21 protein-coding genes are annotated in these 19,652 nt (G+C 51.7%); 5 read left to right on the top strand and 16 right to left on the bottom strand.

Annotation, left to right across the window (positions count from 1 at the left end; all coding sequences use genetic code 11):
• Position 1: 1 nt before the first annotated feature.
• Positions 2-553, bottom strand: coding sequence for a tRNA adenosine(34) deaminase TadA (gene tadA / locus I2123_RS19045; protein WP_213051267.1), 552 nt, complete (start codon positions 551-553; stop codon positions 2-4).
• A 289-nt stretch (positions 554-842) separates the two neighbouring features.
• On the opposite strand from tadA, the gene yiaY reads away from it, so the two are divergent.
• Positions 843-1,994: an L-threonine dehydrogenase gene (gene yiaY, locus I2123_RS19050; RefSeq protein WP_213051268.1), complete on the top strand. Its 1,152-nt coding sequence runs from the start codon at positions 843-845 to the stop codon at positions 1,992-1,994.
• A gap of 106 nt (positions 1,995-2,100) precedes the next feature.
• On the opposite strand, the gene yfhb is transcribed toward yiaY, so the two are convergent.
• From yfhb to murQ, 3 genes are read right to left on the bottom strand one after another with little or no spacing between them, the layout of a single operon-like run.
• The gene (gene yfhb / locus I2123_RS19055; protein ID WP_112164251.1) at positions 2,101-2,739 is read right to left on the bottom strand and encodes a phosphatidylglycerophosphatase C; all 639 of its coding nucleotides are present in this window, start codon (positions 2,737-2,739) and stop codon (positions 2,101-2,103) included.
• A 4-nt stretch (positions 2,740-2,743) separates the two neighbouring features.
• On the bottom strand, positions 2,744-4,108 hold the full coding sequence (locus I2123_RS19060; protein WP_112164334.1) for a PTS transporter subunit EIIC: 1,365 nt from the start codon (positions 4,106-4,108) through the stop codon (positions 2,744-2,746).
• Positions 4,109-4,136: 28 nt separating this feature from the next.
• Positions 4,137-5,030, bottom strand: a complete 894-nt coding sequence (gene murQ, locus I2123_RS19065) for an N-acetylmuramic acid 6-phosphate etherase (RefSeq protein WP_213052569.1) — start codon at positions 5,028-5,030, stop codon at positions 4,137-4,139.
• A 154-nt stretch (positions 5,031-5,184) separates the two neighbouring features.
• On the opposite strand from murQ, the gene I2123_RS19070 reads away from it, so the two are divergent.
• Together I2123_RS19070 and I2123_RS19075 are read left to right on the top strand one after the other, a co-directional pair.
• Positions 5,185-6,033, top strand: coding sequence for a MurR/RpiR family transcriptional regulator (locus I2123_RS19070; protein WP_112164250.1), 849 nt, complete (start codon positions 5,185-5,187; stop codon positions 6,031-6,033).
• 100 nt (positions 6,034-6,133) lie between these two features.
• On the top strand, positions 6,134-6,388 hold the full coding sequence (locus tag I2123_RS19075) for a YfhL family 4Fe-4S dicluster ferredoxin (protein WP_056770866.1): 255 nt from the start codon (positions 6,134-6,136) through the stop codon (positions 6,386-6,388).
• Position 6,389: 1 nt separating this feature from the next.
• Here the strand turns inward: I2123_RS19075 and acpS are convergent, their stop codons facing one another.
• The 7 genes from acpS to lepA all read right to left on the bottom strand — a co-directional run bounded on the left by acpS (position 6,390) and on the right by lepA (position 13,019).
• A complete protein-coding gene (gene acpS, locus I2123_RS19080; RefSeq protein WP_112164249.1) occupies positions 6,390-6,770 on the bottom strand; it encodes a holo-ACP synthase in 381 nt (126 codons plus the stop codon).
• Entirely contained in the window at positions 6,770-7,501 is a 732-nt protein-coding gene (gene pdxJ / locus I2123_RS19085; RefSeq protein ID WP_112164248.1) for a pyridoxine 5'-phosphate synthase, read from the bottom strand. Before pdxJ ends, acpS begins: the two co-directional genes overlap by 1 nt.
• 104 nt (positions 7,502-7,605) lie before the next feature.
• A complete protein-coding gene (gene recO, locus I2123_RS19090) occupies positions 7,606-8,343 on the bottom strand; it encodes a DNA repair protein RecO (RefSeq protein ID WP_112164247.1) in 738 nt (245 codons plus the stop codon).
• 11 nt (positions 8,344-8,354) lie between these two features.
• Entirely contained in the window at positions 8,355-9,260 is a 906-nt protein-coding gene (gene era / locus I2123_RS19095; protein WP_112164246.1) for a GTPase Era, read from the bottom strand.
• Positions 9,257-9,937, bottom strand: a complete 681-nt coding sequence (gene rnc, locus I2123_RS19100) for a ribonuclease III (RefSeq protein ID WP_112164245.1) — start codon at positions 9,935-9,937, stop codon at positions 9,257-9,259. Before rnc ends, era begins: the two co-directional genes overlap by 4 nt.
• A 273-nt stretch (positions 9,938-10,210) precedes the next feature.
• Positions 10,211-11,188: a signal peptidase I gene (gene lepB, locus I2123_RS19105; RefSeq protein WP_112164244.1), complete on the bottom strand. Its 978-nt coding sequence runs from the start codon at positions 11,186-11,188 to the stop codon at positions 10,211-10,213.
• A gap of 28 nt (positions 11,189-11,216) precedes the next feature.
• The gene (gene lepA, locus I2123_RS19110) at positions 11,217-13,019 is read right to left on the bottom strand and encodes a translation elongation factor 4 (RefSeq protein ID WP_112164243.1); all 1,803 of its coding nucleotides are present in this window, start codon (positions 13,017-13,019) and stop codon (positions 11,217-11,219) included.
• Positions 13,020-13,441: 422 nt separating this feature from the next.
• Here lepA and I2123_RS19115 point away from each other — a divergent pair, with 422 nt between their 5' ends.
• On the top strand, positions 13,442-14,260 hold the full coding sequence (locus tag I2123_RS19115) for a DUF6585 family protein (protein ID WP_213051269.1): 819 nt from the start codon (positions 13,442-13,444) through the stop codon (positions 14,258-14,260).
• A 63-nt stretch (positions 14,261-14,323) separates the two neighbouring features.
• Here I2123_RS19115 and rseC read toward each other — a convergent pair whose 3' ends face one another.
• Genes rseC through rpoE form a run of 4 tightly spaced genes read right to left on the bottom strand, consistent with a single transcriptional unit; the run spans position 14,324 to position 17,029 of the window.
• A complete protein-coding gene (rseC, locus tag I2123_RS19120) occupies positions 14,324-14,806 on the bottom strand; it encodes a SoxR-reducing system protein RseC (protein WP_213051270.1) in 483 nt (160 codons plus the stop codon).
• A gap of 16 nt (positions 14,807-14,822) precedes the next feature.
• Positions 14,823-15,776, bottom strand: coding sequence for a sigma-E factor regulatory protein RseB (gene rseB, locus I2123_RS19125; RefSeq protein WP_112164240.1), 954 nt, complete (start codon positions 15,774-15,776; stop codon positions 14,823-14,825).
• Positions 15,776-16,423 (bottom strand): anti-sigma-E factor RseA, encoded by a 648-nt coding sequence (rseA, locus tag I2123_RS19130; protein ID WP_112164239.1) that lies wholly within the window; start codon positions 16,421-16,423, stop codon positions 15,776-15,778. The genes rseB and rseA overlap by 1 nt, the downstream gene beginning before the upstream one ends.
• A 30-nt stretch (positions 16,424-16,453) precedes the next feature.
• A complete protein-coding gene (rpoE, locus tag I2123_RS19135) occupies positions 16,454-17,029 on the bottom strand; it encodes an RNA polymerase sigma factor RpoE (protein ID WP_056771962.1) in 576 nt (191 codons plus the stop codon).
• Between the two features lie 214 nt (positions 17,030-17,243).
• On the opposite strand from rpoE, the gene nadB reads away from it, so the two are divergent.
• Complete coding sequence (gene nadB / locus I2123_RS19140) at positions 17,244-18,845, top strand: L-aspartate oxidase (protein WP_208640446.1); 1,602 nt, start codon at positions 17,244-17,246, stop codon at positions 18,843-18,845.
• A gap of 45 nt (positions 18,846-18,890) precedes the next feature.
• On the opposite strand, the gene trmN is transcribed toward nadB, so the two are convergent.
• Positions 18,891-19,637, bottom strand: coding sequence for a tRNA(1)(Val) (adenine(37)-N(6))-methyltransferase TrmN (trmN, locus tag I2123_RS19145; protein ID WP_414065937.1), 747 nt, complete (start codon positions 19,635-19,637; stop codon positions 18,891-18,893).
• Positions 19,638-19,652 lie beyond the last annotated feature (15 nt).

The raw sequence follows: 19,652 nt of genomic DNA on the forward strand, positions 1-19,652 counted from the left end.
ATCATTCTTCCGGCGGTGCGCCATTTTCAGCAACGCGTTGCGCCAGCCGCAGCGCTTTTTTCTGACTGCGACGATAACGGAAGAATGCGCTCAGCTGTTCCGAACAGGCATCGGCCAGTATGCCGGATGTGATTTCTACCTGATGATTCATGCCCGGATGGCGCAACACATCGATCAGGGAACCGGCAGCCCCGGTTTTGGCGTCTGCCGCGCCATACACTACGCGGCGGATCCGGCTGTGGATCATCGCGCCCGCACACATCACACAAGGCTCCAGCGTGACATACAGCGTGGCGTCAATCAGGCGATAGTTTTGTACCACCTTGCCGCCCTGCCGCAGCGCCATAATTTCGGCATGTGCGGTGGGATCGTGACGACCGATGGAACGGTTCCAGCCCTCGCCAATGACCTGATTATCTAAAACCAGCACGGCACCTACGGGCACTTCACCTTCATCCTGTGCTTTAAGTGCCAGATTCATGGCATGGTGCATCCAGAACTCATCATCTTTTACTTCTGCCAACTCAACCTCTGCCACTTCAACCTCAATCATTTTAAACCGGCCGTCATTATACCTTTCTTCGGGTAGCTCGCCCACGTCGGCGGGACATGTCAAAGAAAACTATTCACAGCAATGATTGAACAGTTTACCTCATGGATATTTATCAATGAATTTGTATCCATGAAATAAAAACAGGAGACAATAACCTTGTAATTCATAAAGGTAATTTATTTATTACCCACCAAAAGCAGAAATTATTGCGGTAGATCAATCGGTGTTACCGGTAACAATCATAAGCTTTATTTGTACCTCATAAGAATTAACAATAAGGAAATATATTATGGCTACCGCAACTTTCTTCATCCCTTCTGTCAACGTAATTGGTTCAGGCGCACTCAACGATGCAGCGTCTGCCATCGCACAGCACGGTTTCCACCACGCGCTGATCGTTACCGATAAAGTGCTGTTCGATATCGGCGTCGTCAAACAGGTTCAGGAATTACTGGCGCAAAGCGATGTGCAAAGCAGCGTCTACCACGGAACACATCCCAACCCGACCACCCGCAATGTGCGTGAAGGTTTGGAAATTCTGCAACGTGATGCCTGTGATTGCGTGATTTCCCTCGGTGGGGGTTCACCGCACGACTGCGCAAAAGGGATCGCCCTGCTCGCCACTAACGGCGGCGACATCAAAGATTACGAAGGCGTTGACCGTTCTGCTAAACCACAGTTGCCGCTGATCTCCATTAACACCACCGCCGGTACAGCATCCGAAATGACCCGCTTTTGCATTATCACGGATGAAGCACGTCATATCAAAATGGCCATCGTCGATAAGAATGTGACCCCGCTGATGTCCGTCAACGATCCGCATCTGATGGCTGGTATGCCAAAAGGGCTGACTGCCGCAACCGGTATGGACGCATTAACGCACGCGATTGAAGCCTATGTGTCCAGCGCCGCGAATCCGATCACCGATGCCTGTGCGCTGAAAGCGGTCACCATGATTGCCGATTCGCTGCGCACCGCCGTCAACGATGGCGCCAACATGCCAGCGCGTGAAAACATGGCCTACGCACAGTTCCTGGCCGGGATGGCGTTTAACAACGCGTCACTCGGGTATGTTCACGCGATGGCACACCAGTTAGGCGGTTTCTACAATCTGCCGCACGGTGTCTGTAATGCGGTGCTGCTTCCGTTCGTACAGGAATATAACGCCCGCGTGGCCAGCCCGCGTCTTAAAGACATCGCCGCCGCAATGCACATTGATGTCGCAGGTATGACAGACGAGCAAGGTGCCAAAGCCTGTATCGATGCGATCCGCCAGCTGTCACGCGACGTAGGTATTCCGACCGGTCTGCGTGATTTGAATGTGAAAGAAGAAGATTTTAATACGCTGGCCACCAACGCGCTGAACGATGCCTGTGCGCTGACTAACCCGATTCAGGGGACACATCAGGATATTGTTGCGATTTTCAAAGCGGCAATGTAGCCCTTCCAGGAAAGTTTCTTAACCCTGGCGGGATCGCCGGGGAAAGAAAAACAGAAAAGGCCGGAAATCCGGCCTTTTCTGTTTGCGAGGCGCAGAGCCGGAAACATCATTCCAGCTGCTGTAACTCACCCTGTTTGCTGACGCGAAAACGGTGCTCGCAAAAGTACAGCAACGGGTTGTCCTGCTTGCTGTCGCTGTATCCGCTGTAGAGTTTCAGTGGCGAACCGATGCGGCTTTCCAGCTGTACGACCTTCTCTTCGCCGAGACAACGCAGTGGTAAAACCCAGCCGCCTTTAGCCCGCGCAATCCGGCTACCCACCAGTTTCACCTGCGGTAAAAACAGCGATTCGTGATACACCTGCTTCACCAGACTTTCCGGCGACCCGGTAATCAGCCAGACTTCGGTATCATCGCTGTCGAGATACTCCCGCAACCGTCGCTGAACCACCGGGAACTCCACCACTTTCTGGCGAAATGTATTCACAAACTGCAACTCCAGTGCCTTGAGTCGCGCCTCGCTGTGCCCGAAGGTGATCGCCCAAAGCAAAAGGCTCATCGGCCAGCGGGTCGCGCGCCCCTGAAAGAATAGCCCCAGCCCAATCAGCGGCAGTAAAGGCACCACCAGAATCAGATTTTGCGGCATACGCCAAAGCAGGAAACGTAAGAAGGATCCAAACATATCCTGCTGATGCAGCGTGCCATCAAGATCAAAAAACACTACCCGTCGGTCAGGCTTCGTAGTCAATCCGTTACTCCTCGGGATCGTTGAACCCCATCATCCAGGTAAATATAAAACCAGCTAATACCGTAATGACTAAACCTGCCAGATACAACATCACTTTGCCGGAAACAATGGTCAGCGCCAGCGGCAATCCTGAAATTCCAAAAGTGATTACCGTCGCGACTTTCCAATAACAGATTAGCGCACCGCCGACGGCTCCGCCCAGACATGCGCCGATAAAAGGTCGCCCGAGTGGCAATGTCACGCCAAATATCAGTGGCTCACCGATGCCCAAAATGCCGACCGGCAAGGCGCCTTTAATCACTTTTTTCAACCGTGCATTGCGGGTTTTCATATAGACCGCAATCGCCGCCCCCACCTGCCCGACGCCGGCCATTGCCAGGATCGGTAACAGTGGATTGGAACCGTGCGCCTGAATCAGCTCGACGTGGATTGGCACCAGCCCCTGATGTAAACCTGAGAGTACCAGCGGTAAAAACGCCCCAGCCAGAATAGCGCCGACCAGCAAACCGCCTTTGTCGATGGCGATATTCACGCCATGCGCGATACCGTCAGAGATGAGTCCGCCGAGCGGTTGCAGGATGATGATCGCCAGTGTCGCCGTAATCAGCGTGGTGATCAGCGGATTGAGGATCAGCTCAACGGATTCCGGCAACCACTGCCGCAGGCGTTTTTCCAGCCAGCACATCAGCGCAACCACCAGCAACACGGCAATCACGCCGCCACGGCCAGGCTGAAGTGTTTCCCCGAATAAAGTGATTTGCGCCAACGCCGGGCTCGAGAGGATCCCCGCCATCACGCCCCCCATCGCCTGCGAACCACCGAATACCCGCGCGGCGTTCACACCGACCAGAATATTCATGATGGCAAACACTGCACCGCCGAATACCGCCAGCAGCCCGAGAATATTCGGATATTCTGTCGCAATCGAACCGGCAATATCAGGCCGTTTAAGCAGATTGATGATGCCCATGATCAGGCCAGAGGCGATAAAAGCCGGAATAAGCGGGATAAAGACATCTGCCAGTTTGCGCAGCGCTCCGCTCATTGGCGCGGAATATTTGGCTTTCGCATTGGCCTTATTACGCGCGATGTCGTTTTCACCAGAGCCAGTGCGCACCGGGCTGAGCTGTAACCGCATGGCGTCCACGACTTTTGCCGCCGCACCCGGACCGACAATAAACTGATGCTGCTCGCCCTGCTTCAGATAGCCCTTTATACCTTCCAGCGTTTTCAGGCTGGCCAGATCCAGAAGCCCGTCGTCATGCACTTCCACGCGTACGCGCGTCATGCAGTTTTCCAGCTTACTGATATTTGCTTCACCGCCCACACCCTGCAAGATCTTCGAAGCCAGCAGGTGAGTTTTGTTCATCGCCGTCGCCATGCTTATCCCCTTTGCTTTAATCCGCCAGAGCTGCGCGCAGGAATCCATTGTGTTTTGTCAGACGCGCAATTGCCTGCTGCGCATCGATCCCCGCCAGCAACATCAGAATCGCCGGTTTCACTTCGAATTCGGTTTCTGACAAAGCCTGTTCAGCGGCTTCCCGCGCAGCTCCGGTGGCTTCAACCACAATGCGGCAGGCGCGATCGACCAGTTTAATGTTGGTCGCTTTCACATCCACCATCAGGTTCTGATAGACCTTGCCGGTTTTGACCATCGCGCCGGTTGAAATCATATTCAGCACCAGTTTCTGCGCGGTGCCGGATTTCAGACGAGTGGAACCGGTCAGCGCTTCCGGACCGACGACCGGCGAAATCGCGATACCGGCTTCACGGGCAATCGGCGAATCAGGGTTGCAGGAAATCGCGACGGTGGAGCAACCGAGTTGCGTAGCGTAACGCAGCGCACCAATGACATAAGGTGTCCGCCCGCTGGCCGCAAGACCCACCACCGTATCTTTGGCGGTCAGATTGAGATTTTTTAAATCTTCGACCCCCAGCGCTTCGTTGTCTTCCGCGCCTTCCACGGCTTTAAGCATCGCACCCGGCCCACCGGCAATCAGGCCAATGACCATGGTGTGCGGGACGCCAAACGTCGGAGGACACTCGGACGCATCCAGCACGCCCAGACGGCCGCTGGTTCCTGCGCCAAGATAAATCAGGCGCCCTCCGGCTTTAAATGAGGCGGCAGCCTTATCGACAGCCTGGGCGATTTGCGGAAGTACCTTATCGATCGCCTCCGGCACCTTGCGGTCTTCCCGGTTAAAGCAGGTCACCAGATCCAGCGTAGACATTTCATCCAGATTCATCGTATCCGGGTTACGGCTCTCTGAAACCAGAGCACCTAAGTTCATCGTTTGATTCATTGCACACTCCTGAATTTTTAATTCAAATTAATTACACAATACTTGAATATTTTATTCATCAATGCGAGAAATATTTGCTACTTTAAAGAACATAATCAGTAAAACGTGATGTCGGTATTTTGAGGAACGGGGAAAACCCAGCATGAGTTGTATGATTCGGATCCGCCAGCTCTACCCAACGCTGGCACAAAATGACCGCAAGCTGGCCGATTTCTTGCTGGAACAGCCGGATAAAGCACGCCATCTGAGCTCGCAGAAACTGGCGGAAATGGCGGGCGTCAGCCAGTCAGGCGTCGTGAAGTTCGCACAAAAATTAGGGTACAAAGGTTTTCCTGCGTTGAAACTGGCGATGAGCGAATCGCTGGCCTCCCCGAAAAACAATGCGCCTGTGACGGTCCACAATCAGATCCTCAGCACGGACAGTTTGCATGTGGTCGGGGAGAAATTGCTGGCAGAAAAACAGGCGGCGTTGCGCGCCACGCTGGATATTAACGGTGAGCCCCGGTTAAAGATTGGCTTATCCATGCTGGCCGATGCCAGAAAAATCGTGCTGACGGGCATCGGTGCGTCCGGTCTGGTCGCGAAGGATCTGGCGTATAAGCTGCTGAAAATCGGCGTGACAGCTATCGCCGAATCCGACACTCATGTGCTTATCGCCACTGTGCAGGCGCTGTCTAAAAAGGATTTGCTGCTGGCGATTTCATCGAGCGGCGAGCGCAGTGAAATAAATCTGGCGGCGAGGGTCGCACGTGAAAGCGGTGCGAAAGTACTGGCGATCACCGGTTTTACACCCAATACGCTACAACAGCAGGCCGACCACTGCCTGTATACCGTCGCCGAATTACCGGCTACGCGAGGTGCCGCGCTCTCGGCAACCACCGCGCAATATTCACTGACCGATCTGCTGTTTGTCGCGCTGGTTCAGCAGGATACGGAACATGCGCCGGAGCGGATCCGCCACAGCGAAGAATTAGTAAAAAAGCTGGTTTGATCAGGATCAGTTCACGCGTGGAAAGGCGCTGGCACGGAAACTATGCCAGCGCAATTCTGGTATACTGCGCGCCCTGATTATTGAAGATACGAGAAACGTTATGGCCCTGCTGATCACACACAAATGCATTAACTGCGATATGTGCGAACCGGAGTGCCCGAATCAGGCGATCTCGATGGGCAATGAGATTTACGAAATTGACAGCGATCGCTGTACGGAATGTGTCGGCCACTACGACAAGCCGACCTGCCAGAGCGTCTGCCCGATCGACAACACGATCATCATCAATCCGCAACACACCGAATCCAACGAGCAGCTTTGGGACAAATTCGTCGTACTGCATCACGCCGTGTAATTCAATTTTCGATGATCACCGTGGCGCACGCGTAACGTCGCTCATCGGCCAGCGTCACATGCACGTTTTTCACGCCCAGCTCCGCCGCCATTTCTGCGGCACGGGCGTGAAATATCAGCCCCGGTTTTCCCAGCACATCATTCACCACTTCAAACTGTTCAAACGCCAGCCCGTTGCGGATGCCCGTGCCCAGCGCTTTCGCCGCGGCTTCTTTCACTGCAAAACGCTTTGCCAGAAAGCGAACCGGCTGCTGATGCTGCTGATAGACAGCCCATTCATTGGCGCACAAGATACGTTTTGCCAGCCGGTCGCCGCTGCGTGCAATTACTGCTTCGATACGGGTTATCTCAACGATATCCGTACCTAAACCTAAAATACTCATTAACGGCGTGCTTCCCGCATCAGGTTTTTCATTTCACGTACGGCACCCGATAAACCATCAATCACGGCCTGACCAATAATGGCGTGGCCAATGTTCAGCTCGTGCATCTCTGGCATCGCAGCGATCGGTTGTACGTTGTGGTAAGTCAGCCCGTGGCCGGCGTTCACTTTCAGCCCTTTGCCCGCGGCATAGGCGGCACCTTGTTTAATACGCTGAAGCTCAGCCTGGCGCTCAAGGTCAGTTTTCGCTTCGGCATACGCACCGGTATGAATTTCGATATAAGGCGCACCCACGGCAACGGCAGCGTCGATCTGGCGCAGATCCGCATCGATAAACAGGGAAACCAGAATGCCAGCTTCACTGAGACGGGAGACGGCGACGGTCATTTTGTCGATCTGCCCGGCAACGTCCAGTCCGCCTTCGGTAGTCACTTCTTCACGCTTTTCCGGAACCAGGCAGCAGAAATGCGGCAGAATTTCACAGGCAATCCCGACCATTTCATCGGTCACCGCCATTTCGAGATTCATGCGGGTCTGGATGGTCTGACGCAGAAGACGGACATCACGATCGGTGATATGGCGACGGTCTTCGCGCAGGTGAACGGTGATCCCGTCAGCTCCCGCCTGCTCAGCAATAAACGCCGCCTGAACCGGATCAGGGTAAGCCGTACCGCGTGCATTACGCAGTGTCGCGACATGATCAATGTTAACGCCTAACAGCAACTCAGCCATAACAGCTCCAGATTTAAGAATGGATTAATTTAAGAGTGGTTGAAAAAAACCAATTTCCGCAGTTTACACCCTGGGGTGCAGTGGCGTGTAGTCCGGGGAAAAAATTAGCTGGCAGAATTGTCAGAAGGTGCGACAGGCTTTTTGACCTGAAACTGGCGAAACAGCTCACGGCTTTTCAGCGGCTTACCGCCTAGATAGGGCTTGAGCGCAATACGGGTAAAACGTTTGGCGGCGCGCAGAGTGGCTACATCGGGGAAATCACGACTGGCCAACGCTTTCAAATCTTTACCGGTAAAGCTTGAATTGTCGATCACCAGACTGGCGATAAACCCTTTCTCTTCGCGATAACGATAGGTCATGGTGTCACTGACTTCTTCGCCGCTGCCCGCACAATGCAGAAAATCTACGCCATAACCCAGATGATGCAGCAGTGCGAGTTCAAACTGACGCAGCGCATATTCCGGAGAGCCGGTCGCACCCGCCAAATTTTGCAGACAATTGAGATAATCGAAGAATAACGAAGAGTAGTTAGCTTCCTGTTCGAGCACGCGGGAAACCAGTTCGTTAACGTACAGGCCGCTGTAAAGCATCAGACCCGAGAGAGGAAGTGCCAGAGAGACCGGCTCGGCGTTACGCAGGGTTTTCACTTCTCCCCGCCCGCTCCAGCGAACCAGTAAAGGCGTAAAAGGCTGCAAGCAGCCTTTCAGATTCGACCGGCGGCCGCGCGCACCTTTTGCCAGTATGCGCACCCGCCCTTGTCCTTCAGTGAAAAGATCCAGCATGAGACTGGTTTCACTGTAAGGTCGCCCATGCAAAACAAATGCGCGTTGCCAGCCTTCCATAGGCGCAGACCTTATAAGTCGTCTGTATAACCCAGACTGCGCAGCGCACGTTCGTCGTCTGCCCAACCGGATTTGACCTTAACCCACAATTCAAGATGAACCTTCGCTTCAAACATGTTTTCCATGTCCTGACGAGACTCGATACCGATCGTCTTGATTTTTGAGCCTTTATTACCGATAACCATTTTTTTCTGGCCTTCACGTTCTACCAGAATCAGGCCATTGATATCGTAACCGCCACGTTCATTACTCACAAATCGCTCGATTTCTACGGTCACCGAGTAAGGCAGTTCTTCGCCCAGGAAACGCATCAGTTTTTCACGAATGATTTCAGAGGCCATAAAGCGCTGTGAGCGGTCAGTAATATAGTCTTCAGGGAAGTGATGAATCGCTTCCGGCAGACGCTTACGGACGATGCTGGCGATGGTATCGACGTTAATACGTTTTTCGGCAGACATTGGCACGATGTCGATAAAGTTCATCTGTTCGCTGAGGAACTGCAGGTGTGGCAACAGCTTCGATTTGTCAGTGACATTATCGATTTTGTTGATAGCCAGCAGAACCGGCGCTTTGATATCGCGCAATTTATTCACGACCATTTCGTCGTCAGGCGTCCAGTGGGTGCCTTCAACCACGAAAATAACCAGTTCAACATCACCAATTGAACTGCTGGCAGCACGGTTCATCAGGCGGTTGATCGCCCGCTTTTCTTCCATGTGCAGCCCTGGGGTGTCAACGTAAATCGCCTGATAAGGGCCTTCTGTATGGATACCCATAATACGGTGACGTGTTGTTTGCGGTTTACGCGAAGTAATGGAGATCTTCTGCCCCAGTAATTCGTTCAGCAAGGTTGATTTACCGACGTTAGGACGGCCAACGATTGCTACAAAACCACAGTAATTCTTTTCTTCGCTCATTCAAGCTCCAGCTGTATCAGCGCTTGTTCCGCTGCCGCCTGCTCGGCTTTTCTGCGGCTTGACCCGGTTCCTACAACCGGCTGGTTCAAGCCACTGACCTGGCAGTGGATGGTAAACTCTTGGTCGTGCGCTTCACCGCGAACCTGCACAACCAGATAAGAAGGCAACGGCAGATGGCGACCTTGCAAAAACTCCTGTAAACGGGTTTTTGGGTCTTTCTGCTTATCACCGGGACTGATTTCGTCTAAACGACTACGGTACCAATCGAGAATCAGCTTTTCGACGTTCTGGATATCACTGTCCAGGAATACGCCGCCAATGAGTGCCTCCACCGTATCCGCAAGAATTGACTCACGGCGGAAACCACCACTTTTTAATTCGCCCGGCCCTAAACGTAAGCATTCACCAAGATCGAATTCACGTGCCATTTCAGCTAACGTATTTCCGCGCACCAGCGTGGCACGCATGCGACTCATATCGCCCTCATCTACCCGAGGAAAACGTTGGTACAGTGCGTTAGCAATCACATAACTAAGAATGGAATCACCCAGGAACTCTAAACGCTCATTGTGTTTACTGCTTGCGCTGCGGTGAGTCAGTGCCTGCAATAAAAGCTCCTGCTGTTGAAAAGTGTAGCCCAGCTTCCGCTGAAGCCTGTTTATTACGATGGGATTCATGAGTTACCAATAGATCAAGAATGCGTCAAAAACTTCAGCATACGGAACAGGCCTGCTTCGCCCTAAGCCAATCCAAAGCTGTTTCGTTTGCAGTGGCTCTCTCAGTGCATTTTCAATATGAAATTAAAATCTGAAGAGCCAACTTTTATCGCCCGAAGGGTTATTCTACAACGTGTGGATATTTAATGCTGCGCTAATATGCCCGTCATTACTGAAGTTGCAGGGGCTTTCACCTCCTGCAACTCGAATTATTCCGGGCAGCAACAGCAAGAATTAATGTATTCCACCGATACGGCTTAAACGAACGCCGGTAGGCCATTCACCTTCTTGTTTTTTAAAGCTCATCCAGATGGCAGAAGCTTTACCCACTAAGTTCTTTTCTGGCACAAAGCCCCAATAGCGGCTGTCTGCGCTGTTGTCACGGTTATCGCCCATCATGAAGTAATGGCCGGCCGGAACAACCCAGGTGCCCATCGGCTGGCCCGGTTGCTGATAATAAGCCCCTAACTGGTCACGCGCGCCGGGCACGGTCAGAATATGATGAGTAACATTGCCCAGCGTTTCATTGAACTGAACCAAACGGACGCCATCCTGAGGGACATTCGCCGTCGGCGGGGTTTCAAAGAATCCGCTGCTTGCTTCACCACCGGATGCCTGACCGAAGGTCTGAACGAAATCACTGGCAGCGCCGGCGTCATAGGTCACAGCCAGCGCGGTATTACAGTTACTGCCGCTTTTGCACGCGGGCTGAATAGTAACTTGCTTACTGAAAGGATCGTAAGTCACCCGGTCACCCGGTAAGCCTACAAGGCGTTTAATATAATCCACTTTGGGGTTCTGCGGATATTTGAACACCACGACATCACCGCGTTTCGGCTCGCCCGTTTCGATAAGTTTAGTCTGAGTAATCGGATCTTTCAGACCGTAGGCATATTTTTCTACCACGATAAAATCGCCGATTAACAGCGTTGGCATCATGGAGCCTGACGGGATCTGGAAGGGTTCATAAATAAATGAACGCACCACAAACACGACTAACAAAACCGGGAATACCGAAGCACAGGTTTCTACCCAACCCGGCTGCTTCGCCACCTTGTTCAGCGTTGTATCGTCTACGGCACCGCCCGTTTCGGCCTTAATTTTGGCAATTTTAGCCCGACGAGCAGGTGCAAGCTTGAAACGGTCAAGGCACCAGATAATCCCTGAAACCAGCGTTGCAATCGCCAGAACCAGGGCAAACATGTTAGCCATGCATACTCCCTACAACTCAATTAAGGATTTATTTATTGCCGTCTTTGCCCACATGGAGAATGGCCAGGAACGCTTCCTGAGGCAACTCAACGTTACCCACCTGCTTCATGCGCTTCTTACCATCTTTCTGCTTCTGCAACAGTTTCTTCTTACGACTGACGTCGCCGCCGTAGCACTTGGCTAAAACGTTTTTACGTAACTGTTTAACAGTTGAACGAGCAATAATATGAGCACCAATCGCCGCCTGAATAGCAATGTCGAACTGCTGACGCGGGATCAACTCCTGCATCTTCTCAACCAGCTGGCGTCCGCGACCTTGCGAGTTGCCACGGTGAGTGATCAGCGCCAAGGCATCCACGCGCTCGCCGTTGATTAGAACATCAACACGTACCATGTCAGAAGCCTGGAAACGTTTGAAATTGTAATCAAGTGAGGCATAACCACGGGAAGTTGATTTCAGACGGTCAAAGAAATCGAGAACCACTTCTGCCATTGGGATTTCATAGGTCAGTGCAACCTGGTTACCGTGGTAAACCATATTCGTCTGTACGCCACGTTTCTCAATACACAATGTGATCACGCTACCCAGATATTCCTGAGGCATCAGCATATGACACTCAGCGATAGGTTCGCGTAATTCCAGAATATTATTCAGCGCAGGGAGCTTAGACGGGCTGTCAACGTAGATGATTTCGTTACCGGTGGTCACCACTTCATAAACAACCGTTGGTGCAGTGGTAATCAGATCAAGATCGTATTCGCGCTCCAGACGTTCCTGAATGATTTCCATATGCAGCAGGCCGAGGAAGCCAATACGGAAACCGAAGCCCAGTGCGGTAGAACTCTCTGGTTCGTAGAACAACGAGGCATCGTTCAGGCTAAGTTTACCCAGCGCATCGCGGAAGTTTTCGTAATCATCGGAGCTAACAGGGAACAGACCGGCGTAAACCTGTGGTTTTACTTTCTTGAAACCAGGCAGAACTTTATCCGCAGGATTACGTTGCAGCGTCAGGGTGTCACCCACCGGTGCGCCCAGAATGTCTTTAATCGCACAGACCAGCCAGCCTACTTCACCGCAGTTAAGAATATCTTTATCAACGCGTTTCGGCGTAAAGATACCCAGACGATCGGCGTTATAAACCTGTCCGGTACTCATTACTTTAATCTTGTCGCCCTTCTTCATGGTGCCGTTTTTAATACGGACCAGAGAGACAACGCCCAGGTAGTTATCGAACCATGAGTCGATGATAAGCGCCTGCAGAGGAGCATCCGGATCGCCTTCTGGCGGCGGAACGTCGCGCACCAGACGTTCCAGAACTTCCGGAACACCGACGCCGGTTTTCGCAGAGCAACGCACCGCATCTGTCGCATCAATACCGACGATGTCTTCGATTTCCTGCGCAGCGCGATCGGGATCGGCCGCAGGCAAATCGATTTTATTAAGAACCGGCACGACTTCCAGATTCATTTCCATCGCGGTATAGCAGTTAGCCAGAGTCTGAGCCTCTACGCCCTGCCCCGCATCCACGACCAGCAATGCGCCTTCGCAAGCAGCCAGTGAACGGGAAACTTCATAGGAGAAGTCAACGTGCCCGGGAGTGTCGATAAAGTTCAGATGGTAAACTTGCCCATCTTTGGCTTTGTAATCGAGGGTTACGCTCTGAGCTTTGATGGTAATGCCGCGTTCACGCTCAAGATCCATCGAGTCGAGGACCTGAGATTCCATTTCACGGTCGGACAAGCCACCGCAAATTTGAATAATACGGTCGGACAGCGTCGACTTACCGTGGTCAATGTGGGCAATAATGGAGAAATTTCGTATATGCTTCATTATAAAAGTTTTTCTGCCTTGGTATTTCTGGATCATTCGCCATGAACATACAGCGACGGTTTGTAGATTGGCTGTCTTTCGCCTAAGTGGCAGCATTCTACATGTCAGCACCGTGAAAACCTAGTCTCGACATACCTTAACTCCAGATTATGCGAGCTTTCCTGAAAGCCAGAACGCACATTGACATCAGTTATCCACGCCACCTTCTGTCAGCAGATACTTTCGCATGCGCCCGATTTCAGATTATCGACATTCAGCGGCCTTTACTGCTTTAGGAAAATACCCATATACAAAAACCACGCCCTGTACTTAATATACTGTTATAAAAAGAAAAACTGATTCCTAAAATATAATTTTCAATCTCCATTCTTCCTTAAGCATCTTTTATTTTTTTAACTCAATCCGGTCACAAGGTTATCATCATGATCAATGAAGGGCGGCTGCTCAGTCAGCATGGCTTTGCCAAAGCCAACTCGTGGATCACACTGGTCCTGTCAATTCTCTTACTGGTCGCAGGGGCAATACAACTTGCCTTTCTGCTGACAGTGGATCACCCGGCAAGCAGCATCTACAGTGTGTTTTTTACGGCACTTTTGAGCATTGCTTTGGGTGTTGTCCTGATGTTTTTAAGACGCCTGATCAGGCCTCATCAGATCTATCAGTTGCATGAAAATGGCATTTTAGTGATAAGTCAGGAAGACAAAAAAAACAGGTTCATTCCATTCGAAAGGATCATGGATATATATCGTTTCAGAACAGGAAAATATTCGCGGCGAATTTTGAATACCATGTTATTTCGCGAAGAAAATAGCCGAACCTGGCACCATATCACGCCAAACATTGCTAACTCTGAACGACTAATTGAGATCATTAAAACTGAGCAATTGATGTTTCGTGGCCCGTGGGCACTCAATACGCTGGCCCAGGGCGGTGACATTCATTTCACCAGCACGACGCATGCACGCTGTGGCCTGAAACATTTCTTCAGCACTAAGCTCATGATGATGAATGAGAAAAAAATCAGACTGAGCGCGCTGGCGCTGACATCCGACGAAGGTAAAACCGTGCCGGTAGAGGATATTCAGTTTATCAGCGGAGGCAGCAATAGCCCGCTGGTCCGGTTGCTCGATAAGCATGGCAGAATTTTATTCTCCGTTCCGTATGCATCGCTTTCCAGTGCCGATCTTTTTATCGCGCTGATTGAGCATATGATTCAGAACCGGATACCGGTCAGACATTAGAACAGGCAGGATGACAAGGACGTAAACTAAAAGCCGTTATCTCTCAGAGATAGCGGCTTAATATCAGGAAGGGAGATTCGGTTCTGACTCCGTAGAATACCGGAACGCATTTGGCGGTAAGCCCACCTGCAAAACCACAGGCTGATAACCTGACTGACCATCAACTTTCGCCGCCAGCGCTTTGGCGAGTAAAAAGCCCAGCCCGCCCCCCAGCACCGCTCCGATTACCGCATAAACATCAGCCTTCAACAGCGCCTGTAGCAGACCGCCGCCGAGGATCACGCCAAACAACGGCGTCATATAAACCAAAAATGCGGAACGCAGCAGGCTTCCTTCGGGAATGCCCAGTTCGACTTTTTGTCCCGGCTCCAGGCGCTCAGAGATGTTGACCTGCAGATTATGCTCGGTTTGCGGCCCCAGTTCATTAAGTACGCGGGCACCACATCCTGAACGTGAATGGCAGCTGCTGCATCCCGCCTGCGTTTCACAGCGCAGTGATGCGACACCATCTTGCCACGAGACCACGGTGGCCCATTCTTTCATCATGCGATTGCCCTTAAATTTATTTTGCGGAGAACACGATGCTGTCAGCGATACGTTTGGCGGTGGAAGGCGGCAATTCGCCGACGACAGTAATTTCATTGCCATTACGTACTTCTGTTTGCACCGTTCTGCGCCCCTGCCTGATCAATTGCTCAGATGGACCGTTGGTTGTTGCACTGACGTTGACTGAGAAACTGAACAATCCGTCGGTATACAACCGTGATTCTATCGTAACGGGCATATTTGGCAACGTTCGGCGGCTGCTGGCCACTTCGGTGATCCCTGCCGGGAGCCATTTCACCTGCCATGTAAACTTCACCTGCTCGGAAGCCGGTAAAGAAAGCACAGGAGGAAGGTTGGCTTTTTCGAGGTCGGCCAGTGAGCTGATGACAACTTTATCAACGTCATTAAAGCCAATCACCCGGAATTGCTCCAGCGTCTCACCATCGCGATCCAACAAATCGACGCGCATTGGCAACTTCGTTTCTTCATCCACCCAAATCACGTAGCTGAAACGCGTGCCATCACGCGAAACAACACGGATCACCTGGCTGAGGCGGTCAGCAGCCCGCGCACGGCCTACGGCAATAAAGTCGTAATACTTTGAGAGCAGGGAGAAATCACTGAAAACAATGGAAGGGAGCGAATCAACGATGTGATCGCCATCCAGTGTGAAAGGTTGCAGGCCGGTTTCAAAGTAGCTGATATCTTTTCCGCGCTGGACAATTTCACGGCGCGGACCGTCCATCAGAACCAGCTGTGCCAGCGAGGTTCGGTTAGAGATAGCATGACGATAGCGATAGGAATCAATCCCTTGCTTCGTGATGTTGATAAAACCCATTTCATAATTCAGCGACTGGCTGGCTTTGCCCATATCCTGTAATAACGCCTCGGTAGATGACTCTGCCGAGGCGATACCTGAATAAAGCAGGCTGCCCGTTGCTAAAAAAACGGCAAACCAATTTTGCTTCATTACTGCGTTTGCGTTCCTAAAGACTGAGTACCAGGGACCTGAACAGCGGCCTGTTGCGGGGTGACAGGTTCGAGTTGAAGCTGTTCTGAGTGCAGACGACGCTGCAATTCATAATCCTGCAACATCGCATTGATGCGCTTACGCTGCTCCTGGACGTTCTGCTGCCCGTTAGCAGTATTACTTTCGCTCGGTACGCCGAAGCTGACCGGAGAAGCTTTACCCATCATTGGCAGAGTATTGAACGCCGGTGTTTCTGGTGAAGCACCAGAAGCATCAGGCTGATTGTAGTGCTGAACACCGACAATCACCGCCAGCGATACACAGGCTGCAACACCGACCTGAGTCAGTTGGCTTGCCCAAGGGCGAACCTTCTGCCAGAACGGCATTTTTTGCCAGGTATGAGGCTGAGGTTGCGATTCAGTCGCAGACCCCGGAACCAGTTTAACCGGCTCGTTTGCCAGCGCAGCGGCCACACGATCTGCGATATCCAGATGCACCACATTCCCAATATCACCACGCAAGGTATCGCGGATCAAATGATAACTCTGCCAGTTTTGCTGAAGCGCAGGATCTGTTGATAGAGAACTTAACAGTTCATTATCAATGGCTTCACCATCCATCAGAGCGGAAAGCTTTTCTTTCTGCATGCCTAAGTACCCTTCCTGTGTCCGTCATCTCTAACGCTGGATGAGCGGTTGAACTTTATTGTCAATTGCTTCCCGGGCACGGAAAATTCGGGATCTCACCGTACCCACCGGACAGTCCATGATGGTCGCTATCTCTTCGTAGCTTAATCCATCCAGCTCCCTCAGAGTGATCGCCATGCGAAGATCTTCCGGGAGTGCTTCAATAGTACGGAAAACTATTTGCCGTAACTCTTCTGACAACATCAAGTTCTCAGGGTTCGATATTTCTTTCAGAGCGCCGCCACTTTCAAAATTCTCGGCTTCGTTTGCATCCACATCACTGGAGGGTGGACGCCTGCCCTGAGCAACTAAATAATTTTTCGCCGTATTGACTGCAATACGGTACAGCCAGGTATAAAAAGCGCTGTCGCCACGGAACGATTCCAGTGCGCGATAGGCTTTAATGAAAGATTCCTGAACCACATCAGGCACATCGCCCTGTGGCACATAGCGGGATACAAGGCTCGCTACCTTATGCTGGTATCGGATAACCAGTAAATTGAACGATTTTTGATCACCCTTCTGGACCCGCTCAACCAGAACCTGATCGGCTAACTGCTCGCTCATCCGAGGTAAAATCTCCCCAAAACTATCTCCGCGCATAAAGTAGTACTGCCAGCTTTCATCATTATATTCCTGAGCAAGTACAGCTTGGAGTTCACATGGAACGTTAAGTTCCACATCGCCATTGTTTTTTCTAATGAAGTCTCATGCCCGTGGCTTTTGCACGGAGGTTTAGGCTAACATGAATTTCCCTCTTCTTCTGCAAACATCATACGTTATGCAACCTTCATCTGAATTTGTCAGTGATGTATTGATTATCGGAAGTGGCGCTGCGGGCCTTTCTTTGGCTTTGCGACTTGCAGACCACTGTCACGTAACTATTCTCAGCAAAGGCCCTCTCAACGAAGGCTCTACCTTTTACGCACAGGGTGGTATCGCCGCCGTTTTCGATGAAGCAGACAGTATTGCCTCACACGTCGAAGACACTTTAATCGCCGGCGCAGGATTATGCGATAAAGAAGCCGTTGAATTTATCGCCAGCAATGCACGCCATTGCGTCCAGTGGTTGATCGATCAGGGAGTTCTGTTTGATACCGAAACCAACGCGAGTTCAGAAGAACGTTATCACCTGACCCGTGAAGGTGGTCACAGCCACCGCAGAATCCTGCATGCTGCTGATGCGACAGGTAAAGAAGTAGAAACTACGCTGGTAAGTAAAGCAAGAGCACATGCCAATATTTGCGTTAAGGAACGCTATAATGCAGTTGATTTAATTACCTCCAGCAAAATCGGTTTACCGGGTACACAGCGCGTGGTGGGTGCGTATGTCTGGAACCGCGACAAAGAACATGTCGAAACGCTGCGAGCCAAAGCCGTTGTGCTGGCGACGGGCGGTGCGGCGAAAGTGTATCAATACACCACCAATCCGGATATTTCATCGGGCGACGGTGTCGCAATGGCCTGGCGCGCAGGCTGTCGTGTGGCCAATCTCGAATTCAATCAGTTTCACCCGACCTGTCTCTATCATCCGCAGGCACGTAATTTCCTGCTGACGGAAGCCCTGCGCGGCGAAGGCGCCGTACTCAAACGCCCGGACGGCTCGCGCTTTATGCCGGACTTTGACTCGCGTGGCGAACTGGCTCCCCGCGATGTCGTTGCCAGAGCCATTGACCATGAGATGAAGCGGCTCGGCGCGGATTGCATGTATCTTGATATCAGCCATCGCCCGCCGGAATTCATCAAACATCACTTTCCAATGATTGATGAAAAGCTCAGCTCTCTCGGCATTGATCTCACCAAAGAAGCCATTCCGATTGTTCCTGCTGCGCATTACACCTGCGGTGGCGTGATGGTCGATCAGCACGGGCGTACCGATCTCGACGGTTTATATGCTATCGGTGAAGTCAGCTACACCGGCTTGCATGGTGCGAACCGGCTGGCATCGAACTCTTTACTCGAATGCGTGGTGTATGGCTGGTCAGCGGCTGAAGATATTATTAAGCGGTTACCTCACGTCAAACTGGCAAAACATGTACCGCAGTGGGACGAAAGCCGGGTGGACAATTCCGATGAGCAAGTAGTTATCCAACATAACTGGCATGAATTGAGGTTGTTCATGTGGGACTACGTTGGGATTGTGCGCACGACGAAACGACTGGAGCGTGCGCTGCGTCGTATCATGACACTGCAGCAGGAGATTGATGAATACTACGCCAATTTCCGCATCTCCAATAACTTGCTCGAGTTGCGAAATCTGGTGTTAGTCGCGGAGCTGATTGTCCGCAGTGCCATGGAACGCAAGGAAAGTCGCGGACTGCACTACACGCTGGATTACCCTGATTTACAGGAAAACCCGCAGCCCACGATCCTCCAGCCTTAATGGCGTCAAAGTGCGAAGGAACGCACTTTTCAATTTTTGCCCTTCTCAATAATTCAGATAAAAATCCGTAATCAATGCGCAAAACGCTTCGCTATAAATCCCTTCAGATTTGCGCAGCGCCAGTTCCTGTTCGACAATATCTGCCGGTTGTCGGGATAATGTCAGCAGCATACGGTTCAGGGGTTTCCCTGGGCGATCGCGAACCACCATCCTCCAGGCGCTGAACCAGCCTTTCTGATGCGCCATCGCTTCAAACGTCATCCCAATATCATAAGGCAGCACTACGCTGAACACTCCCTCAGGCGTGATGAGCTTAGCCGCACAATCGAGCAACGCGTCGTGGGTCAGCGTTTCAGTGTATCGCGCAGCATTTCGCGCTTCATCGCGGCAGGCTACCGCAGATTCGAAGTAAGGGGGATTACTGACGATCAGGTCATATGCTGCCTGATGTTCATCGGCGTAATCATTGATATCCTGTGCATACACGGCCATCCTGTGTGCCCAAATGGACTCGGCAAAATTTTCAGCCGCCTGCGAAGCCGCGGCAGGCTCAAGTTCCACGGCATCAATCTGCGTCTGGGGACCGGTGCGCTGCGCCAGCATCATAGCGATAAGTCCGCTACCGCAGCCGATATCCAGAATACGCCGGGTATGGGTCACCGATGCCGTTGCGCCAAGCAGAACGCCATCGGTGCCAACTTTCATCGCGCACCGATCGTGCGCCACAAAGAACTGTTTAAAGGTAAATCCATTACGCCGTAAAGGCTGAGGGGAACTGACTTCTTTTGTCACTGATTTCACCGTAAT

Origin of the sequence: Rahnella inusitata, assembly GCF_018288855.1 — a bacterium.
Classification (GTDB): domain Bacteria; phylum Pseudomonadota; class Gammaproteobacteria; order Enterobacterales; family Enterobacteriaceae; genus Rahnella; species Rahnella inusitata.